This window comes from Streptomyces sp. NPDC026673 (assembly GCF_040638135.1).
Taxonomy (GTDB): Bacteria; Actinomycetota; Actinomycetes; order Streptomycetales; family Streptomycetaceae; genus Actinacidiphila.
The window spans coordinates 52,598-72,037 of sequence record NZ_JBEZXR010000035.1 but is presented as its reverse complement, the minus strand read 5'-3'; the positions used below and the strand labels follow the sequence as shown (position 1 = coordinate 72,037).

Sequence of the window (19,440 nt, the reverse complement as noted above, 5' to 3'; positions counted from 1 at the left end):
TGCATCACGGTGGCGTGGGGGCGATCCGCAGCCTGGGGAGACTGGGCGTTCCCATGTACGCCGTTACCGAGGACCGCCGTACGCCCGCCGCCGCCTCCCGCTATCTGCGCGGACGGTTCGTCTGGCCGACCACCGGACTGGAGCCGGCGGAACGCCTGGTGGAGGGGCTGCGCCGGATCGGCCGCCGGATCGGCCGCCCCACGGTGCTGATCCCGACCGACGAGGAGGCGGCCGTGCTCATCGCCGAGCACGCCGGCGAACTGACCGAGTTCTTCCTCTTCCCGCGCACCGACGACCCCGGACTGTCCCGGCGCCTGGCCAGCAAGCAGGGCCTGCACGAACTGTGCGCGCGGTACGGGGTGCCGTCGCCGCAGGCCGCCTTCCCCGACTCCTACGAGGACGTCGAGAAGTTCGCGGCGGGCGCCCGCTTTCCGGTGGTCGCCAAGAACCGCGAGGCCTTCGAGCGGCGCCGCACGCCCGCCGTGCCCGGCACCACGCGTATCGAGGACGCGCAGGAACTGCTGGAGCTGGCCCGCGGCTGGGGGCCGAGGCCCGGGGTGGTCCTGCAGGAGTACCTGCCGCGCGAGGAGGCCGAGGACTGGATCGTGCACGCCTACTTCGGCGCGGGCGCGACGGAGCCGGTGATGTTCACCGGGGTCAAGGTGCGTTCCTGGCCGCCGCACGCGGGAATGACCGCCTGCGCCTATGTCGTGGACAATCCGGAACTCGCCGCAATGGCATCCCAGTTCTGCAAGAGCATCGGATTCCAGGGCATCGCGGATCTCGACTGGCGCTACGACCGCCGCGACGGCCGCTACAAACTGCTGGACTTCAATCCGCGCATGGGCGCACAGTTCCGGCTCTTCGAATCCGCGGCCGGGATCGACGTCGTCCGCGCGCAGCACCTCGACCTGACCGGACGGGAGATCCCCCGCGCCGGGCAGAGGGAGGGCCGCCGCTTCGTCGTCGAGAACATCGACCTCCCCGCGCTCCTCGCCTACCGCCGCAGCGGCTACACGACCCCGCACGCGCCCGCCCGCGCCACCGGCACCGAACTGGCCTGGCTGGCGGCCGACGACCTCAAACCGTTCGTCACCATGCTCGCCCGCTTCGTCCGGCCGGGCGCCCGACACCTCCTGCAGATGCACCGGTCACGACGTCGAACCGCGATGCGAAGGGAACACTCATGACGACGCCCGTTGCCGTGATCGGCGCCGGCCCGTACGGCCTGTCCACCGCCGCGCACCTGCGCGAACGAGGCGTGCCCGTGCGCACCTTCGGCGACCCGATGGTCAGCTGGCGCGAGAACATGCCCTCGGGCATGGTGCTGAAGTCCACCCCCGCCGCCTCCGACATCTCCGCGGCCCGCCCCGGCCACACCCTGCGCGACTTCTGCCGCGACGTCGGGGAGCGTCCCCTGGTCACCGACTGGGACCTGATCCCCGCCGAGACCTTCGTCCGCTACGGCCGGTGGTTCCAGGAGCGGCTCGTCCCCGACCTGGAGCAGGTCAGGGTCGTGTCCGTGGACCGTGCGGCGAGCGGCGGTTTCGAGCTCAAGCTGGACTCCGGCGAGCAGTTCCGGGCCCGGGCGGTCGTCGTCGCCAGCGGGCTGCACGGCTTCGCGTACACGCCGCGCGAGCTGCGCGGAGTCACCTCTGACGGGCCGTCCGCCGCCGGGCCCGTCTCGCACAGCTCCCAGCACACCGACCTGGGCCGGCTCGCCGGGCGCGAGGTGATCGTCGTAGGCGCCGGGCAGTCCGCCCTGGAGAGCGCGGCCCTGCTCGCCGAGGCGGGCGCGACGGTGCGAGTACTGGCCCGCGGCCGGACCGCCGTCGGGTTCGGCGCCCCGCCGGACCGCCAGCCCCGGCTGCGGCCCGAGTCGCCCTTCGGGCGGGCCTGGTCCCTGTACGCCTTCAGTTACCACGCCCAGTACTTCCGCGGCCTGCCCGCGCCGTTGCGGCTGTACCTCGTCCGCCGGGTGCTGGGGCCCCTGGGCGCCTGGTGGCTGCGCGAGCGTTTCGAGGGCAAGGTCACCGTCAGCTCGGGCCACGCGCCGCGCAGCGCCCGCCTCGACGAGGACGGCAGGGTCGTGCTGTCCACCGCCGCACCCGGCGGCCGCGCTGCCGAGTTCTCGGCCGACCACGTCATGGCCGCCACGGGCTACCGCGTGGACCTGGAGGCGCTGGAGTTCCTCGGCCCCGAACTGCGCGCCGAACTGGCCCGTACCGGCGGCTCGCCCCGGCTGGGCGCCGACTTCTGCTCCTCCGTACCGGGGATCTACTTCACCGGACTGCCCGCGGCGGCCACCTTCGGCCCGGTACTGCGCTTCGTGTGCGGCACGGAGTGGGCCTCGCCCCGGCTGGCGGCGGCGGTGACGAAGGCGTACGGGGGGAGGGGGTAGGGGAGAGGGGCCGGGTTGTTCGGGCGGCTGGGGGCCCGCGCTGCGTGGGGGGCCTGCCGGTGTGCGGCTGTGCCGCCGTCTCGCGCCCTTCGGGCGCACCGATGCGGGCTGCGGACGGGGAGGGCGGGAGCCTCGGCCGGTCTGCGCTCCGCGGGTGGGGGGACGGCCGGGGTTCGGGGTCCGGAGCGGGGCCGGTTGGTCGGGGGTCCCGGTCTCGTCGCCGTCCGCGCGTAGAGACGGCCGGCCGCCACGCCCCCCTCCGTGGGTGGCGCGCCTGCCGTGACCCGCGTCCGCGGGTGATTCCCCGGGATCGGGCTCGCTTTCACCGAATGGGTCGGTGGAAGCGAGCCCGATCTCGTGCGGGGCCAGGGGGCGAACTGGCGTGCGCACCGTGCCCCGTGGAGCCGGACCGATGGCCACGCATGGGGCGTGGGCGGCGGGGAAGGCGCGACAGGAGAGGCGCTCTCCGCGGCGTACCGGAGGGGGTGGTCCGGGGCCGGGGAGGGCGTTCCCGGCGGGTGGCGTCCGGGGAGAGAGCGGCCGTACACGCGGGCAAAACCGGGCGTAGTGGCCTGAGGGGGCCATGCCCTCGCAGTGATCGAGAGGCGACCGGTTACTCTGCCGGTGTAGTGCAGCGCCATGCCACAAGCCGCGGAAGCGATCTCAGCGACAGGAGAATCCCAGGTGACGACCGTCGTCGGGCCCTTCGGGCTGAGCGTAATGGACGAGGGCCTCGAGGCCGATGTCCGGGCCGGGCTGTCGGCCGTCGAGGCAGGCATCCTGGAGGCCACCAAGAGCGATGTGCCCTTCATCACAGAGGCGGCCCGTCATCTGGTGACCGCCGGCGGCAAGCGGTTCCGCCCGCTGCTGGCGCTGCTGGCCGCGCAGTTCGGTGACCCGCACGCGCCGGGCATCGTGCCGTCGGCCGTGGTGGTGGAACTGACGCACCTGGCGACGCTGTACCACGACGACGTCATGGACGAGGCCGAGGTGCGGCGCGGCGTGCCGAGCGCCAACGCCCGCTGGGACAACTCTGTTGCCGTACTGACCGGCGACTTCCTGTTCTCCAAGGCCTCGCACATACTGGCCGACCTCGGGCCGGAGGCCGTACGCATCCAGGCCGAGGCCTTCGAGCGACTGGTCACCGGGCAGATCCTGGAGACCGTCGGCCCGCGCGACGGACGCGACCCGATCGACCACTACCTGGAAGTCATCGCCGGAAAGACGAGCTCGCTGATCGCCGTCTCGTGCCGTTTCGGCGCGATGATGTCCGGCGCCGACGAGACGGTGATCGACATCATGACCCAGTACGGCGAGCGCGTCGGCACCGCGTTCCAGCTCGCCGACGACGTGCTGGACATCGCCAGCGACTCGCACGAGTCGGGCAAGACGCCCGGCACGGACCTGCGTGAGGGCGTGCCGACCCTGCCGGTGCTGCATCTCCGTACGGCCGTGGCCAAGGCCAACGGGTTCGCCTCTGCGGACGACCGGCGGCTGTGCGAACTGCTGGACGGCGATCTGACGGACGACCGCCGGCACGCCGAGGCGCTCGCACTGCTGCGCGCCCACCCGGCGCTGGAGCAGGCCCGGCGCGACACCGTGCGGTACGCGGACGAGGCGCGGGCCCTGCTGGCGCCGCTTCCGGACTGCGCGTCGAAGCAGGCCCTGGAGGGGCTCTGCGACGCCGTGGTGCACCGCGCGGGCTGAGCGCCGCCTGAGCGCCGCACGGGAGGCCGCCGGGAGGCGGCTTCCGCCCTGAACCCTTGTCAGGGACCGTCATCCCTGAGGTGTACGCCGAGTTGATCCCGGCGGGCGATGCGCCCGAGTGGCCGGATTGATGGGATAAGAGGCACCACCACACGGCGGATCGGGTGACAATGGCCCGAGGTGGACGAGTGCGACGCTGACGGGAACCCGCCGTTGACAACGGAGGTAGGGACGTAATGGCACCCATCCAGCCCATGGACGACGACCGGGAGCCCCGGCGCCGGCCCAAGGCGATACGTTACGCGGTCCCGGTCGCGGCGGCCGGAGTCGCCGCGGCGACCATCGGGCTCGTACCGGCGCTCGCGAACGCGGGCAGCCCCGATCTGCCCAGGATCACCGCCGAGGAGCTGATCGCGAAGGTCGCGGCCTCGGACACCGAGACGCTCTCCGGCTCGGTCCGCATCACCACCGACTTCGGCCTGCCGGCCCTGCTGACCGGCGCCACGGGCGGCGGGGGGCCGTTCGGTGGGGGCGGCGGGGGCGGAGGCGGCGGCTCGGCCGATCCGAAGGAGCAGCTGACGCGGCTGCTGGCCGGCTCCCACACCCTGCGCGTCGCGGCCGACGGCCCGCAGCGGCAGAAGGTGTCGATCGTCGAGCGCGCCGCCGAGTACAGCCTCATCCACAACGGCGACGAGGTCTGGGCCTACGACAGCGGCAGCAACCGGGCCTACCACCTGACCGGCCTCCCTCAGGAGGCGCGGGACAAGGCCAAGGGCGAGCGCGAACTGCCCGAGGGCTGGCCGGCCACCCCGCAGGAGGCCGCCGAGAAGATCCTCGACGCGGTCGACGACACCTCCACCGTCTCCGTGGACGGCACCGCGCGCATCGCCGGGCGGGATGCCTACCAGCTGGTGGTCAGGCCCAAGGCCGCCGATTCCACCATCGGGGCGATCCGGATCGGTGTGGACGCCGACACGGGTGTGCCGCTGAAGTTCACCCTCGCCCCGAAGGGCGGCGGCAAGGCCATCGTCGATGTCGCCTTCACGAAGGTCGACTTCGCCAAGCCCGCCGCCTCGACCTTCGACTTCACCCCGCCCAAGGGCGCCGAGGTGACGACGGAGAAGGCCGGTGAGAAGGCCGGTGAGAAGGCGGACGGGAAGGCGGACGAGAAGCCGGCGCGGGACGGCCGCGGCCTGCACGAGGAGTTCGGCGGCCTCGACGGTCTGGAGGGCCTGGGCGTCCTCGGCAAGGGCTGGGACTCGATCGCCGAGCTGAAGCTGCCGAAGGACGCGCTGAACGCCGACCCGTCCGACGGCGGGGGCAAGGCCCCGGGCTTCGGTGGCAAGTCGCCGCTCGAGTCCTTCGGCAAGGACGTCAAGGGCGACTTCGGCACCGGCACCGTCATCAGTACCCGCCTGGTCAACGCGCTGATCACCGACAGCGGCAAGGTCTATGTGGGCACCGTGAACCAGGACGCCCTGATCAGGGCCGCGAACGCGGCCGCGGAGTAGGGCGCCGTCCCCGAGCGAAGGAGTGCCGATGGAGGAGCCGTCCGCCGCCGCCGGTGAGCACGCGATCTCCGCGATCGGACTCACCAAGAGATACCGCGGCGGACAGCTCGCCGTCGACGGCCTCGACCTTGCCGTGCCCCGCGGCAGCGTCTTCGGCTTCCTGGGGCCCAACGGCTCCGGGAAGACGACGACGATCCGCATGCTCATGGGGCTCATCGAGCCGACCTCCGGCACGGCCCGGGTGCTCGGCGAGCCGATGCCGCGCTCGGTGCGCAGCGTCCTGCCGCGCGTGGGCGCGCTGATCGAGGGCCCCGCCCTCTACGGCTTCCTCTCGGGGCGGGACAACCTGCTGCGCTTCGACGCCGCCGACCCGACCGCCGACCCACGCGACCGACGGGCCCGGGTCGGCGCGGCGCTGGAGCGGGTCGGGCTGGCCGCCGCCGCGGGCAAGAAGGCGCGCGCCTACTCGCTCGGCATGAAGCAGCGGCTCGGCCTGGCCGCCGCGCTGCTGCGGCCCCGCGAACTTCTGGTGCTCGACGAGCCCACCAACGGCCTGGACCCGCAGGGCATGCGGGAGATCCGTTCGCTCGTGCGGGAGCTGGCGGCGGACGGCACCACGGTCTTCCTCTCCTCCCATCTGCTCGACGAGATCGAACAGGTCTGCACCCATGCCGCCGTGATGTCCCGCGGCAGACTGATCACCCAGGGCCCCGTGGAGGCGCTGTCCTCCGCCGGACGCCTCGTGGTCACCACTCCCGACCCGGCCGAGGCGCTGCGCGTCCTGAAGGAGCAGGGGGTCACCGGCCTGACCGCCGACGGCGACCGGGTCACCGGGGAGCTACCGCAGGACCCCCAGGCGTTCCCCGACCTCGCCGACCTCAATGCCGCGCTGGTCGGCGCCGGAGTGCGCGTCCGTGGCTTCGGTGCCGAACGGGCTTCACTGGAGGACGCGTTCGTCGCGCTGACCGGAGAGGGCTTCGATGTCGCAGGCTGACACCCTGACCAGGACGGTGTGGCCGATCCGGTCGCTCGGTCTGTTCCGCAGCGAGCTGGTCACCGTGCTGCGCCGCTGGCGCACGCTGGCGCTGCTGGCCGTTCTGGCCGGGGTCCCGGTACTCATCGGGATCGCGGTGCGGATCGAGACCGGCGACGGCGGCTCGGCCGGCGGCGGGGGCGGCGACGGCCCGGCCTTCGTCGCACTGATCACCAACAACGGTCTCTTCCTGGTCTTCGCCTCGCTCGCCGCCACCCTGCCCTTCTTCCTCCCCATGGCCATCGGCGTCATCGCGGGCGACGCCATCGCGGGAGAGGCCAACGCCGGCACCCTGCGCTATCTGCTGGTCGCCCCGGCAGGGCGCACCCGTCTGCTGCTGTCCAAATACGCCTCCGTCCTGGCCTTCTGCCTGATCGGCACCCTGGTGGTCGCCATCTCGGCCCTGGTGACCGGGGCGCTGCTCTTCCCGCTCGGCGACGTCACCCTGCTGTCGGGGACGACGGTCTCCTTCTCCGAGGGCCTGCTGCGCGCCCTGCTGGTCGCCCTGGTGGTGGCGGGGTCGCTCACCGGCATCGCCGCGCTCGGCCTGTTCATCTCCACGCTCACCAACAGCGGCATCGCCGCGATGGCCACCACCGTCGGCCTGCTGATCACCGTGCAGATCGTGGACACCATCCCCCAGCTGCACGCCGTCCAGCCCTACCTCTTCCCCCACTACTGGCTGAGCTTCGCCGATCTCGTCCGCGATCCCGTCTACTGGGACGACATGCGCAGCAACTTCCTGCTTCAGGCCCTCTACGTCGCCGTGTTCGGCTCCGCGGCCTGGGCCCGCTTCACCACCCGCGACGTCACGGCCTGACCGTCCCCGTCCCAGGAGCGGTCAGCCGAAGAAGGTCTTCGCCCGGCTGAGCGCCGCGGTGTCGCGCAGGACGTCACCAGGCCTCGTGCCGTTGCCCAGCAGCGCCCCGCCCCAACGCATCCCCGCGTAGGCGGCGGTGTGGCGCAGCGTTCCCACCAGCGGGGCGGCCGTCGCCGGATCCTGCCCCCCGAGCACGGTCACCGACCACAGGGTCTTGCCGCGCATCCGCTCCAGGAAGTCCACTCCCGGCACCCGCATCCAGCCCGACCAGTGGTCCAGGTAGAGCTTGGTGCTGGTCGAGACGCTGTACCAGTAGAGCGGTGACACGACGACGAGGTCCGTGGCCTCCAAGGTGGCCTCCAGCAGCGTCGCCGCGTGCCCGGCCGGCGGAGGGTAGCTTCCGTCGCCGTTGTGCCGCTCGTCCGCGAAGAGCGGCAACGGCAGGTCCTTCAGCCGGATCCAGCGCCGGCGCACCGCGGGCGGGAGCTGTTCGGCGGCGCGGCGCGCCAAGGTCTCCGTATTGCCGTCGGCGCGGCTGCTTCCCACCAGGAACAGGAAGGTCCGCTCTGAGTCCGACACCCCGTCATCTCCTTGCGCATGCATTAGTTGCGTATGCATGGAGATATTTTCACCGCGCCCGCCTCGCCGTCAAGGCGGGTCGCCGGGGGTGCCGCCCCCGCGCGACCCGCCCGCTGTCGCGGTCGCACGGCTACTCGACGTCGAACTCGTTCCCCTCCGGATCGGCCATGGTGACCCATGTGCCGGAGGGCTCCGCTATCCGCCGGAGCACCTTCGCCCCCAGCCCCTCCAGCCGCGCCACTTCCTCGTCGAGCCGCCCGGCGCCCGGATGGAGGTCGATGTGCAGCCGGTTCTTCGCCGCCTTGGCCTCGGGCACCCGCTGGAAGAGGATGCGCCGGCCGAGGCCCGAGCCCTTCTCCTCGTCGTACGGATCCTCGGGATGGCGCACGGCGGCCAGATCCCTCCAGGCCTTCCTGCCGTGCGACTCGGTCAGGAACTCCTCCGTCACGGCGCCGAACCCCAGCAGCTTCTCGATCAGCACGCTGTGGTCCTCGACCGTGTAGTCGAGGGCCGCGGCCCAGAAATCGGCCTGCCGGTGCGGATCCGCCGCGTCGATCACGAGCTTCCAGTGAACTGCCATGCCCTGCCCCCTCGTTGGCACCCCGACCGGCCTTCGGCCGCTCTGTAACCAGTTATATTGGTTACATGACGGAGCCCGCAATCGGTCTGGTCCTCCATTCACCCGAAGGGGTCGCCTACCGCTTCGATCCCGGCGCGCTCGGCCTGGAGCTGCTGCCCACCGGCGGCCCCGGCGCCTACGCCCGCCACGAGGTCCTGCACGAGCCCGCCGACCTCGCCCGCTGGGCGGTGGCCTCCCGGCTGCGTCCCGGCCCCGGCGGTCTCGCGATCTCCGCCGAGGACGTCGCCGCGGCCCGCTACCTCCGGGACGCGCTCTGGCACATCGCGGTCGCCCGCGCCCACGGCGAGCCGCTTCCCGCCCCGGACCTCCTCGTCCTCAACGAGGCGGCCGCCTGGCGTCCGCCCGCCGCCCGGCTCGCCCCCGACGGCGGCCGTGCCTGGCGCACCCCGGTCTCCGGCACCCAGATCCTGGCGGCCGTGGCCCGCGACGCGGTCGACCTCTTCTCCGGCCCCTACGCCGACCGCGTCCGCGAATGCTCCGCGCGGGACTGCCACCTGGTCTTCGTGGACACCTCACGCCCCGGTCGGCGCCGCTGGTGCTCGATGGAGCACTGCGGCAACCGACACAAGGTCCGCGCCCACCGCTCCCGCAGGGACGCGCGCGAGGCGCCGCAAGGCGAACCGCCCGTCCGCCTCAGCCCGTGACCGCCCCGCGCGGCGCCGCCTCGCCGGGCACCGCGGCGGCGTCGCGCACGGCGATCCGGCCGCGCCGGGCGGCGCGCAGCGCGTCCCAGGTCAGCAGGGCCAGGGCGAGCCAGACCAGGGCGAAGCCGGCCCAGCGCTCGGCCGGCATCTCCTCGTGGAACCAGAGCAGTCCGAGCCCGAACTGGAAGACCGGTGCCAGGTACTGCAGCAGCCCCAGCATGCTCAGCGGGATGCGGATGGCCGAGGCGCCGAAGCAGATCAGCGGCACCGCGGTGACGACGCCGCACGCGGCGAGCAGGGCGGTGTGGCCCGCGCCGTGCGAGGCGAAGGTGGCGTCGCCGTGGCTGCCGAGGAAGACCAGGTAGCCGAGGGCCGGCAGGAACTGCAGGGCCGTCTCGGCGGCGAGCGACTCCAGGCCGCCCATGCCGACCTTCTTCTTGATGAAGCCGTACGTGGCGAAGGAGCAGGCCAGGGTGAGGGCGATCCAGGGAAGCCGCCCGTAGCCCAGGGTCAGCACGAGGACGGCGGCGGTGCCGACGCCGACGGCGGCCCACTGCGCGGGGCGCAGCCGCTCGTGCAGGACGAGGACGCCGAGGGCGATGGTGACCAGCGGGTTGATGAAGTAGCCCAGCGAGGTCTCGACGACGTGCCCGCTGTTGACGCCCCAGATGTACAGGCCCCAGTTCACGGATATGACGGTCGCCGCCAGAGCCAGCAGCCCGAGCCGGCGCGGCTGCCGCAGGAGTTCGGGGACCCACGCCCAGCGGCGCATCACCAGCAGGACGAGGGAGACCACGGCCAGCGACCAGACCATCCGGTGGGCGAGGATCTCGCCGGCGCCGGAGGGTTCGAGGAGCGGCCAGTAGAGGGGGAAGAGCCCCCAGAGCCCGTAGGCGGCGAATCCGTACAGCAGACCGGCACGCTGCTCGTTCACTCGATCCTCCCGGGGCGCTGGCCGACCGCTCGAAGGTAGCGCGCGGGGCGTCCTTCCGTCATCTGCGTATCGCATGACGGTCATGACACCTCCGCCGCGCCTCCGGAGGGGGGCCGGCGCGGGACGAGGTCCTCGTGGCCGGAGGGGATCCGCCGCGAGGACCTCGCCGTCGGGAGGGCGGCGGGTCAGCCCTTGAGCGCCGCCGCGATCGTGGCCGCGAGCGGGGTGGTGGGACGTCCGATCAGCCGGGCGAGGTCGCCGCCGCCGCCCTCGAGGAGGCCGCGGGAGGTGCCGGCGACGTCCACGTCGACGTAGATCGAGGCCACCGGCTCGGGCAGCCCGGCGCCGGTCAGCACCGCCAGGAAGGCGTCGGCGGGCAGGTCCGTGTACGCGACCGGGCGGCCGGACTGCCGGGCCAGCTCGGCGGCGTACTCGGCCATCGTCCAGGCGTGGTCCCCGCTGAGCTCGTAGACCGCATTCTCGTGCCCCTCGCCGGTCAGCACGGCGGCCGCGGCCGCCGCGTAGTCCTCGCGGGTGGCGGAGCCGATCCGGCCCTCGCCCGCGCTGCCGACGACGCCGTGCTCCAACTGGACGGGGATCTGCGCGGTGTAGTTCTCGGTGTACCAGCCGTTGCGCAGCAGCGTGTAGGTCAGCCCGGAGTCCAGCAGGACCCGCTCGGTGGCCTGGTGCTCCTCGGCAAGCCGGAAGTCGGCGGCCGGTCCCCCGAGGACGCCGGTGTAGACGAGCCTCGCGACGCCCGCCTCCTTGGCGGCCTCGATCACGGCGGTGTGCTGGGCCGTGCGCTGCCCGACCTCGCTGCCGGAGATCAGCAGCACGACGTCGCCCGCCCGGAAGGCGTCCTTCAGGCTCGCGGGCGCGTTGTAGTCCGCCACCCGCAGCTCCACGCCCCGGGCGGCGATGGCGGCGGCCTTGTCCGCGTCGCGTACGACGGCGGCGACCCGGTCGGCCGGGACCTCGGCCAGCAGCCGGTCCACGACCAGGCGGCCCAGCTGTCCGGTGGCTCCGGTGACGACGATGCTCATGGCGGGTTCACTCCAGTCCCTGTTGTCCCCGTTGGTGATGACCTTACTAACCCTAGAGCGGGTACTAACTTCTAGAAAGTACCCACTTCAAAGTAAGCTAGTGGCATGGACGTAAGGGACGAGCTCGCCGAGGTGTCGCAGACGCCCCCTGATGTGAACGCGCGGAACTGCCCCTCACGCGTGATCCTCGAACACGTCACCAGCCGCTGGGGCGTCCTGGTGCTCGCCGCGCTGATCGACGGCACCCTGCGCTTCAGCGAGCTCCGCCGTACGGTCGGCGGGGTCAGCGAGAAGATGCTCGCCCAGACCCTGCAGACCCTGGAGCGCGACGGCTTCGTGCACCGCGAGGCGTACCCCGTCATCCCGCCACGCGTCGACTACTCCCTCACCCCGCTCGGCAAGGAGGCCGCCGACCAGGTGTGGGGCCTGGCCCGCTGGGCCGAGGCCCGTACGGAGCGGGTGGCGGCGGCCCGCCGGGCATACGACGGGGCCCGGGCCTGATCGTCAGGCCCGGGCCCCGGAGAGCGGATGCGCCGCGTCAGCCGACGACCGTCCATGTGTCGTTGCCGGCCAGCAGGGCGGCGAGGTCGCCCTTGCCGTGCTGCTCGACGGCCTGCTCCAACTGCTCCGACATCAAGGCGTCGTAGACCGGCCGCTCGACGCTGCGGAACACGCCGATCGGCGTCTGGTGCAGTGTGTCGGGGTCGGCGAGTCTGGACAGGGCGAAGGCCGTGATGGGGGACGCGGCGTGCGCGTCGTGCACCAGGACGTCGCCCTCGTTGGACGCGTCGACGTCGACCACCTTCAGATCGCCGGTGGCCCGGTCGCGGACGACGCCCTTGCTGTTGTCGGAGCCGAACCGGATCTGCTCGCCGTGCTCCAGCCGGATCACCGCGTTCTCGGCGGACGTCCGGTCCTTCAGCACCTCGAAGGCGCCGTCGTTGAAGATGTTGCAGTTCTGGTAGATCTCGACGAAGGCGGTGCCCGGGTGGGCCGCGGCGGCCCGCAGCACGCCGGTGAGGTGCTTGCGGTCGGAGTCGACCGTGCGCGCCACGAAGGACGCCTCCGCGCCGAGCGCCAGCGAGACCGGATTGAAGGGCGCGTCCAGCGAGCCCATCGGCGTCGACTTGGTGATCTTGCCGAGTTCGGAGGTCGGGCTGTACTGCCCCTTCGTCAGCCCGTAGATCCGGTTGTTGAAGAGCAGGATCTTCAGGTTCACATTGCGCCGCAGCGCGTGGATCAGGTGGTTGCCGCCGATGGACAGCGCGTCGCCGTCCCCCGTGACGACCCACACCGACAGGTCGCGCCGCGAGCCGGCGAGGCCGGTCGCGATGGCCGGGGCGCGGCCGTGGATGGAGTGCATCCCGTAGGTGTTCATGTAGTACGGGAAGCGGGAGGAGCAGCCGATACCGGAGACGAAGACGATGTTCTCCCGGGCCAGGCCCAGTTCGGGCATGAAGCCCTGGACCGCGGCGAGGACCGCGTAGTCACCGCACCCGGGGCACCAGCGCACTTCCTGATCCGACTTGAAGTCCTTCATGGACTGCTTGGCGTCGGCCTTGGGGACCAGGGACAGCGCCGGCAGCCCGGGCGTCGGGTGGTCGATGGCAGGAGCCTCAGACATCTGCGCTCTCCTCCTGGATGGCGGCAGCGAGTTGCTCGGCCTTGAAGGGCAGGCCGGTGACCTGGGTGTGGGAGCGGGCGTCGACCAGATACTTCGCCCGCAGCAGGTGGGCGAGCTGGCCGAGGTTCATCTCCGGGACCACCACCTTCTGATAACGCTTGAGGACCTCTCCCAGATTCCTCGGGAAGGGGTTCAGATGGCGCAGATGCGCCTGCGCGACCGCGCCCCCTGCGCCCCTGATGCGCCGTACGGCGGCCGTGATCGGCCCGTACGTCGAACCCCAGCCGATGACGAGGGTGCTCGCCTGACCGCTTGGGTCGTCCACGGTGACGTCCGGCACCTCGATGCCGTCGACCTTGGCCTGCCGGGTGCGCACCATCAGGTCGTGGTTGGCAGGGTCGTACGAGATGTTGCCCGTGCCGTCCTGCTTCTCGATGCCGCCGATCCGGTGCTCCAGACCGGGGGTCCCCGGCACCGCCCAGGGACGGGCCAGGGTCTCCGGGTCGCGCAGGTAAGGCCAGAACTCCTCGGTGCCGTCCTCGGCGACGTGGTTGGGCGTCGTCGCGAACTGCACCCGCAGGTCGGGCAGCTCGTCCAGGTCGGGGACCCGCCACGGCTCGGAGCCGTTGGCCAGGTAGCCGTCGGAGAGCAGGAAGACCGGGGTGCGGTAGGTCAGCGCGATGCGGGCCGCCTCGAGCGCCGCGTAGAAGCAGTCGCCCGGGGTGCTCGGCGCCACGATCGGGACCGGGGCCTCGCCGTTGCGCCCGTACATCGCCTGGAGCAGGTCGGCCTGCTCGGTCTTGGTCGGCAGTCCCGTCGAGGGGCCGCCGCGCTGGATGTCGACGATCAGCAGCGGCAGCTCCAGCGAGACCGCGAGGCCGATCGTCTCCGACTTCAGCGCCACGCCGGGTCCGGAGGTGGTGGTGACGGCCAGCGAGCCGCCGAAGGCCGCGCCCAGCGCGGCGCCGATGCCGGCGATCTCGTCCTCGGCCTGGAAGGTGCGCACGCCGAAGTTCTTGTGCCGGCTCAGCTCGTGCAGGATGTCCGAGGCGGGGGTGATCGGGTACGAGCCCAGGAAGAGCGGCAGGTCCGCCTGCCGGGCCGCGGTGATCAGGCCGTACGACAGCGCCAGGTTCCCCGACATGTTGCGGTAGGTGCCGGCCGGGAAGGCCGCCTCGGCCGGGGCCACCTCGTAGCTGACCGCGAAGTCCTCGGTGGTCTCGCCGAAGTTCCAGCCGGCACGGAAGGCGGCGACGTTCGCCTCGGCCAGCTCGGGCTTCTTCGCGAACTTCTTGCGCAGGAAGTCCTCGGTGCCCTCGGTGGGCCGGTGGTACATCCACGACAGCAGCCCGAGCGCGAACATGTTCTTGCTGCGCTCGGCCTCCTTGCGGGACAGCGGGTACTCCTTGAGCGCCTCGACCGTCAGGGTGGTCAGCGGCACCGGGTGCACCGCGTAGGCGGAGAGCGAACCGTCCTCCAGGGGGGACGCGTCGTAGCCGACCTTGGTCATCGCGCGGGAGGTGAACTCGTCCGTGTTGACGATGACCTCCGCGCCGCGCGGCAGGTCGCCGATGTTCGCCTTCAGTGCCGCCGGGTTCATCGCGACCAGGACGTTCGGGGCGTCACCCGGGGTGAGGATGTCGTGGTCGGCGAAGTGCAGCTGGAAACTCGAGACGCCCGGCAGGGTGCCTGCCGGAGCCCGGATCTCGGCCGGGAAGTTCGGCAGGGTGGAGAGATCGTTGCCGAACGACGCCGTTTCCGAGGTGAACCGATCTCCCGTGAGCTGCATGCCGTCGCCGGAGTCCCCGGCGAAGCGGATCACCACCCGATCGAGCTTCCTGGTCTCCTTGGCCGGTTTCCGCTGCTCTCCCAGAACGGGATGATCGGGGGTTGTCGGGCTGCTGACCTGGCTGGTCACTGAATCGGACCTCCTTCGAGGCGGCGGCTCACGACCGGGGCCGTGACCTTGTGTCCCACGCGCCATCGTACGTGGGTAAGGGTGGCCTTCCCGGGTCTTCCCGCATCGTGAGCGCCGCGCTGAGCTCCCTTTGTGCCCTGATGGGTCACGGTCGCCGCCCCCCGGAGCCCGTGATGCCTTCTTCCTCCATTCGGGACGCCTGACGGCGCCGCTTCGGTTCTGCGCCTTCCCGACCCCCTCTGACAGTACGTCAGCGGGTCAGGAGTTGAGATAGGTGAGCACGGCCAGGACGCGCCGGTGGTCGCCCTCGCTGGGCGCCAGCCCCAGCTTCAGGAAGATGTTGCTGACGTGCTTCTCCACCGCTCCGTCGCTCACCACCAGCTGCTTGGCGATCGCGGAGTTCGTCCGCCCCTCGGCCATCAGTCCGAGCACCTCCCGCTCCCGCGGTGTGAGGCCGGCCAGCACGTCCTGCTTGCGGCTGCGTCCGAGCAGCTGCGCGACCACCTCCGGGTCCAGGGCGGTACCGCCGCCGGCCACCCGCACGACCGCGTCCACGAACTCCCGGACATCGGCTACCCGGTCCTTGAGCAGATACCCGACCCCGCGGGAACTGCCGGCCAGCAGCTCGGTGGCGTACCGCTCCTCCACGTATTGCGAGAGCACCAGCACGCCCAGACTCGGGTGGTCGCGGCGCAGCCGCACCGCCGCGCGCACGCCCTCGTCCGTGTGGGTCGGCGGCATCCGCACGTCGGCCACGACCACGTCGGGCACCGCGCCCTCGGCGGCCAGCTCGCCGATCACCTTCAGCAGGGCCTCGGCGTCGCCGACCCCGGCGACGACCTCGTGCCCGCGGTCGGTCAGCAGGCGGGTCAGTCCCTCCCTCAGCAGCACCGAGTCCTCGGCGATGACCACCCGCACTCTGTCCTCCACCGCTACCGGCTCCCCCGTGTCGACGACGACGTGTCCCTCCCCAGCATTCCAGCTTCCGGCGGCCGGCACACGGCGTTGCCGCCCGGGCGGAGTGCGGGGGAGGGACCGAGGGGAGCGGTTCCGCGTCCGTTCGGTTCTTCCGGTCTTTCCGGTTCTTCCGGTTCTTCCGGTTGTTCGGTTTCTTCTGGTTCTTCGGCTGTTTCTGGCTCTCGGGGTTCCCGACGTCCTCGACGCGCCCGGGGCCTCGCGGCCCCCTGCGGGCTCAGGTCCGCCAGGGCAGCTCGGCGGCGACGGTGGTCGGGCCGCCGGCGGGGGAGTCCACCGCGAGCACGCCGTCCACCGCGCCCAGCCGCTCGGCCAGCCCGGCCAGGCCCGAGCCGTGGGCGGTGGAGGCGCCGCCGCGCCCGTTGTCGACGACGTGGATCATCAGCCGGTCCCCGGAGCGCCACAGGTCGACCGTGGCACGCGAGGCGCCGCTGTGCTTGCTGATGTTCTGCAGCAGCTCCGAGACGGTGAAGTACGCGATGCCCTCGATCGCCGGCACCGGCCGCCCGGGCAGGTCCACGCTCACGCCGACCGGTACGGCGCACCGGGCCGCCAGGGAGGACAGTGCGGCGTCGAGGCCGCGGTCGGTGAGCACCGCCGGGTGGATGCCGCGGGCCAGGTCGCGCAGTTCCCGCAGGGCGAGCTTCACCTCGCCGTGCGCCTCCTCGACCATCGTGGCGGCCGCCTTCGGGTCCTCCTGCAGCTTCTCCTTCGCCAGGCCCAGGTCCATGGCGAGCGCCACGAGCCGCGCCTGGGCCCCGTCGTGCAGATCGCGCTCGATGCGGCGCAGGTCGGCGGCGGCGGTGTCCACCACCGTGCCCCGGTCCGACTCCAGCTCCGACACCCGGGTCGCCAGCCGCGACGCCCCCAGCAGTCCGGCGACCAGGCCCCGGTCCACGTGCGCCATGCCCCGGATCAGCCAGGGGGTGGCCAGCACCAGCAGCAGCCCCAGCACGGAGGTCATGGCCACCTCGAAGGGCGAGTCGAGCCACCAGCCGTTGCCGCTGCCGTCCCCGTAGAGCTGGAGCCCGGGCTGGTCGGTGTAGGCGGGGAAGACCCACTGCCACAGCGGATAGGTGAAGAGCCCCCAGCCGTAGGTGAAGAAGGAGATCGCCACGGAGAAGGTGAACACTCCCCACGGGAAGTGCAGGAACAAGTACAGGACGTGCCGCCAGGAGGCGCCGCTGGTCAGCTGGCCGCCGAGCCAGGACATGAGGCCCTGGCCGGGCCGCCGGCGCAGCGGCGCGGGCGCCGCCACGTCGATGCGCAGGCACTGGCGGGCCCGCTCGCGCTCCACGACGCCCAGGCCCCGGCAGCCGGCCAGCATCAGGGCGAGCACGGGCAGCCCGAGGAAGGTGACCAGCAGGCCCGCGCCGAGCGACAGCATCGTCACGGTGAAGACGAAGCCGATGACGCCCATCGGCAGATTCAGCAGCAGATACAGGAACTCGCGCCAGGTGCGGGCCTCGAACGGCGCGCGCAGCGCCGCGGGCAGCCGGTGCTCTCGCGGCTCCGGGAAACCGTATGCCATGGTCACGTCCGTCCTCTTCGTCGTCCCTCTGCGTCCCGCCAGGTGATGCCTCCAGCCTCGTCCGCCGCGGCGTTCCGGCCCATGGTGCGGATCGGCGTCTTGGACCTGGGGAAAACCCCACCCCCGAAGTGCGGCGAACCTCGGCCGAGGCGGGCACGCCCCGGCGCGGGAGCCGCGATGCCGGCCGGTCGAGCCTCGCCGAACGGTTCGGCCGCCGCAAGGTGATGCTCGTCGGGCCCGCCGCCCTTCGGGGGCGCGTTCCCCGGCCGTCGCCGCCGCGCTCGTCTCCGCGCCGGTGGGTCCGCCGGCCCTGTCCCGGCACCGCGACGTCAGGGGCCCGCTCGGGCTCGGTGCGGGCCTGGCCGTGCCGACGGCGGCCGGCGCCGGCTCGACCCAGGACGGCACCGTCCAGCAGCTTGGCCAGGAGGGTGGCGGCGAGGACGCCGATCGTGCCGATGGTGAAAGTGGTCGCCATCGAGGCGGTGAGAGCCTCCCGCGCGACGCGGACCAGGCCTCTGCCTCCCCCTGGGCGAAGGCCGGCGCGCCGGCGATGCGGTGACCCGCCTGCTCGGGGGTCGACGGGCATCTCACGGACGGAGCCGCCGGTCGGGAGCGAACCGAGGATCGCGATGCCGAGCGCGGTACCAGCGGGCCCGGGCCCGCCACCACCCCGCTGAAGCGGGCCGAACTCACCGCCTGACCACATGAGGCCGGGTCGGTGCCCTCCCGGGACTCCCGGGAGGGCACCGACCGTTCCCCGCGTACGCGCGGCGCCTCAGGCGCGGTCCCGCCAGGGCAGTTCGGCCGTCACCGTGGTCGGGCCGCCGGCCGGGGAGTCGATCACCAGCAGGCCGTCCACCGAGTCCAGCCGCTCGGCCAGTCCGCCCAGCCCGCTGCCGCCCGACGCGCTCGCGCCGCCCCGCCCGTCGTCGCGGACCTGGATCATCAGCCGGCCGTCCGAGCGCCACAGCTCGACGACGGCCCGGTGCGCCCCGCTGTGCTTGCTGATGTTCTGCAGCAGCTCCGAGACGGTGAAGTACGCGATGCCCTCGATCGCCGGCGCCGGCCGGCTCGCCAGGTCCACCTGGACCCGGACCGGCACCGTGCACCGGGCGGCCACCGAGGACAGCGCGGCGTCGAGGCCGCGGTCGGTGAGCACCGCCGGGTGGATGCCGCGGGCCAGGTCGCGCAGTTCCTGCAGGGCGAGCTTCACCTCGCCGTGGGCGTCGCCGACCATCCTCGCCGCCGCCTCCGGGTCCTCCTGCAGCTTCTCCTTCGCCAGGCCCAGGTCCATCGCGAGCGCCACCAGCCGCGCCTGGGCCCCGTCGTGCAGATCACGTTCGATGCGGCGCAGGTCGGCGGCGGCGGTGTCCACCACCGTGCCGCGATCCGACTCCAGTTCGGCGATCCGCCGTTCCAGCTCGTCGGAGGGCGACAGCAGGCCGCGGACCATCGCGCGGTCCGCGTTCGCCAGCCCCCGCGCGATGAACGGCAGCACCGGCCACGCCACGAACAGCGAGGTCAGGACGACGGTGAAGGTCGCGATCCCCCACGGCAGCCGCGCGAAGAAGTACAGCGCGTGCCGCCATCCCACCGGGTCCTTCAGCGAGGTCCAGAGCCAGGGGAAGAAGCCCATCCGCCCCGGCACCAGCGACCGGGGCTCGTCCACGGCCACCCCGAGCATGCCGCGCGCCCGCCCCCGCTCCAGGCGCCCCAGCAGCCTGCACCCCGCCAGCCCCAGTGCCAGCAGCGGCAGGCCGACGACGGTCACCGACAGCCCGATGCCGAGGTACAGCACGACGACGACGTAGACGAAGCCCACGAGGTCCACGGGCAGGTTCGCCAGCAGATACGCGATCTCCTTCCACGTCACCGCGTCGAAGGCGAACCGCGCCGGCGGCAGCGGGGGAGCTTCCCCGCGCTGGGAGTTGATGGTCATGGGGCCAAGCCTGCCGGGCACCGGGCGGCCACCGCCATGGGGTGCGCCTGCCGGGACAAGGTGGGGTTATCCGTACCACCGGTCAGGACGGGTGGTTCCGCTCAGGGAGGCAGGGCCTAGACTCCGTTCGTACAGATCGTC

Annotated in this window: 17 protein-coding genes; 8 read left to right on the top strand and 9 right to left on the bottom strand. The window is 72.4% G+C overall.

Features of this window, described 5'->3' with window-relative positions; all coding sequences use genetic code 11:
• Nucleotides 1–53 precede the first annotated feature (53 nt).
• From AB0F62_RS23510 to AB0F62_RS23485, 6 genes are all read left to right on the top strand, one after another.
• Nucleotides 54–1,190: an ATP-grasp domain-containing protein gene (locus AB0F62_RS23510; RefSeq protein ID WP_361802314.1), complete on the top strand. Its 1,137-nt coding sequence runs from the start codon at nt 54–56 to the stop codon at nt 1,188–1,190.
• The gene (locus AB0F62_RS23505) at nt 1,187–2,401 is read left to right on the top strand and encodes an FAD-dependent oxidoreductase (protein WP_361802312.1); all 1,215 of its coding nucleotides are present in this window, start codon (nt 1,187–1,189) and stop codon (nt 2,399–2,401) included. The genes AB0F62_RS23510 and AB0F62_RS23505 overlap by 4 nt, the downstream gene beginning before the upstream one ends.
• Nucleotides 2,402–3,121: 720 nt before the next feature.
• Nucleotides 3,122–4,108 (top strand): polyprenyl synthetase family protein, encoded by a 987-nt coding sequence (locus AB0F62_RS23500; RefSeq protein WP_361802356.1) that lies wholly within the window; start codon nt 3,122–3,124, stop codon nt 4,106–4,108.
• A 236-nt stretch (nt 4,109–4,344) separates the two neighbouring features.
• Nucleotides 4,345–5,619, top strand: coding sequence for a sigma-E factor regulatory protein RseB domain-containing protein (locus tag AB0F62_RS23495; RefSeq protein WP_361802309.1), 1,275 nt, complete (start codon nt 4,345–4,347; stop codon nt 5,617–5,619).
• A 28-nt stretch (nt 5,620–5,647) separates the two neighbouring features.
• The gene (locus tag AB0F62_RS23490; protein WP_361802306.1) at nt 5,648–6,613 is read left to right on the top strand and encodes an ABC transporter ATP-binding protein; all 966 of its coding nucleotides are present in this window, start codon (nt 5,648–5,650) and stop codon (nt 6,611–6,613) included.
• Entirely contained in the window at nt 6,600–7,472 is an 873-nt protein-coding gene (locus AB0F62_RS23485; protein WP_361802303.1) for an ABC transporter permease subunit, read from the top strand. The genes AB0F62_RS23490 and AB0F62_RS23485 overlap by 14 nt, the downstream gene beginning before the upstream one ends.
• A 21-nt stretch (nt 7,473–7,493) precedes the next feature.
• Here the strand turns inward: AB0F62_RS23485 and AB0F62_RS23480 are convergent, their stop codons facing one another.
• Both AB0F62_RS23480 and AB0F62_RS23475 read right to left on the bottom strand, forming a co-directional pair.
• Nucleotides 7,494–8,051, bottom strand: coding sequence for an NAD(P)H-dependent oxidoreductase (locus tag AB0F62_RS23480; protein WP_361802300.1), 558 nt, complete (start codon nt 8,049–8,051; stop codon nt 7,494–7,496).
• 130 nt (nt 8,052–8,181) lie between these two features.
• Nucleotides 8,182–8,631: a VOC family protein gene (locus tag AB0F62_RS23475; protein WP_361802297.1), complete on the bottom strand. Its 450-nt coding sequence runs from the start codon at nt 8,629–8,631 to the stop codon at nt 8,182–8,184.
• 65 nt (nt 8,632–8,696) lie between these two features.
• Here AB0F62_RS23475 and AB0F62_RS23470 point away from each other — a divergent pair, with 65 nt between their 5' ends.
• Nucleotides 8,697–9,335 carry an ABATE domain-containing protein gene (locus AB0F62_RS23470; protein ID WP_361802294.1) on the top strand — a complete coding sequence of 213 codons (639 nt, stop codon included), beginning with the start codon at nt 8,697–8,699 and terminating at the stop codon, nt 9,333–9,335.
• Here the strand turns inward: AB0F62_RS23470 and rarD are convergent.
• Nucleotides 9,325–10,269 carry an EamA family transporter RarD gene (rarD, locus tag AB0F62_RS23465; protein WP_361802291.1) on the bottom strand — a complete coding sequence of 315 codons (945 nt, stop codon included), beginning with the start codon at nt 10,267–10,269 and terminating at the stop codon, nt 9,325–9,327. The two genes, AB0F62_RS23470 and rarD, sit on opposite strands and share 11 nt — an antisense overlap.
• A gap of 185 nt (nt 10,270–10,454) precedes the next feature.
• Nucleotides 10,455–11,312, bottom strand: a complete 858-nt coding sequence (locus AB0F62_RS23460; protein ID WP_361802288.1) for an SDR family oxidoreductase — start codon at nt 11,310–11,312, stop codon at nt 10,455–10,457.
• 105 nt (nt 11,313–11,417) lie between these two features.
• Between AB0F62_RS23460 and AB0F62_RS23455 the strand changes: the two genes are divergently transcribed.
• A complete protein-coding gene (locus AB0F62_RS23455; protein WP_361802285.1) occupies nt 11,418–11,813 on the top strand; it encodes a helix-turn-helix domain-containing protein in 396 nt (131 codons plus the stop codon).
• A 37-nt stretch (nt 11,814–11,850) separates the two neighbouring features.
• On the opposite strand, the gene AB0F62_RS23450 is transcribed toward AB0F62_RS23455, so the two are convergent.
• The 5 genes from AB0F62_RS23450 to AB0F62_RS23430 all read right to left on the bottom strand — a co-directional run bounded on the left by AB0F62_RS23450 (nt 11,851) and on the right by AB0F62_RS23430 (nt 19,299).
• Nucleotides 11,851–12,936: a 2-oxoacid:ferredoxin oxidoreductase subunit beta gene (locus AB0F62_RS23450; RefSeq protein ID WP_361802282.1), complete on the bottom strand. Its 1,086-nt coding sequence runs from the start codon at nt 12,934–12,936 to the stop codon at nt 11,851–11,853.
• Complete coding sequence (locus AB0F62_RS23445; RefSeq protein ID WP_361802279.1) at nt 12,929–14,854, bottom strand: 2-oxoacid:acceptor oxidoreductase subunit alpha; 1,926 nt, start codon at nt 14,852–14,854, stop codon at nt 12,929–12,931. Before AB0F62_RS23445 ends, AB0F62_RS23450 begins: the two co-directional genes overlap by 8 nt.
• A gap of 258 nt (nt 14,855–15,112) precedes the next feature.
• Nucleotides 15,113–15,772: a response regulator transcription factor gene (locus tag AB0F62_RS23440; RefSeq protein ID WP_361802353.1), complete on the bottom strand. Its 660-nt coding sequence runs from the start codon at nt 15,770–15,772 to the stop codon at nt 15,113–15,115.
• A 274-nt stretch (nt 15,773–16,046) separates the two neighbouring features.
• Nucleotides 16,047–17,360, bottom strand: a complete 1,314-nt coding sequence (locus AB0F62_RS23435; protein ID WP_361802350.1) for a sensor domain-containing protein — start codon at nt 17,358–17,360, stop codon at nt 16,047–16,049.
• 775 nt (nt 17,361–18,135) lie between these two features.
• On the bottom strand, nt 18,136–19,299 hold the full coding sequence (locus AB0F62_RS23430; protein ID WP_361802276.1) for a sensor domain-containing protein: 1,164 nt from the start codon (nt 19,297–19,299) through the stop codon (nt 18,136–18,138).
• Nucleotides 19,300–19,440 lie beyond the last annotated feature (141 nt).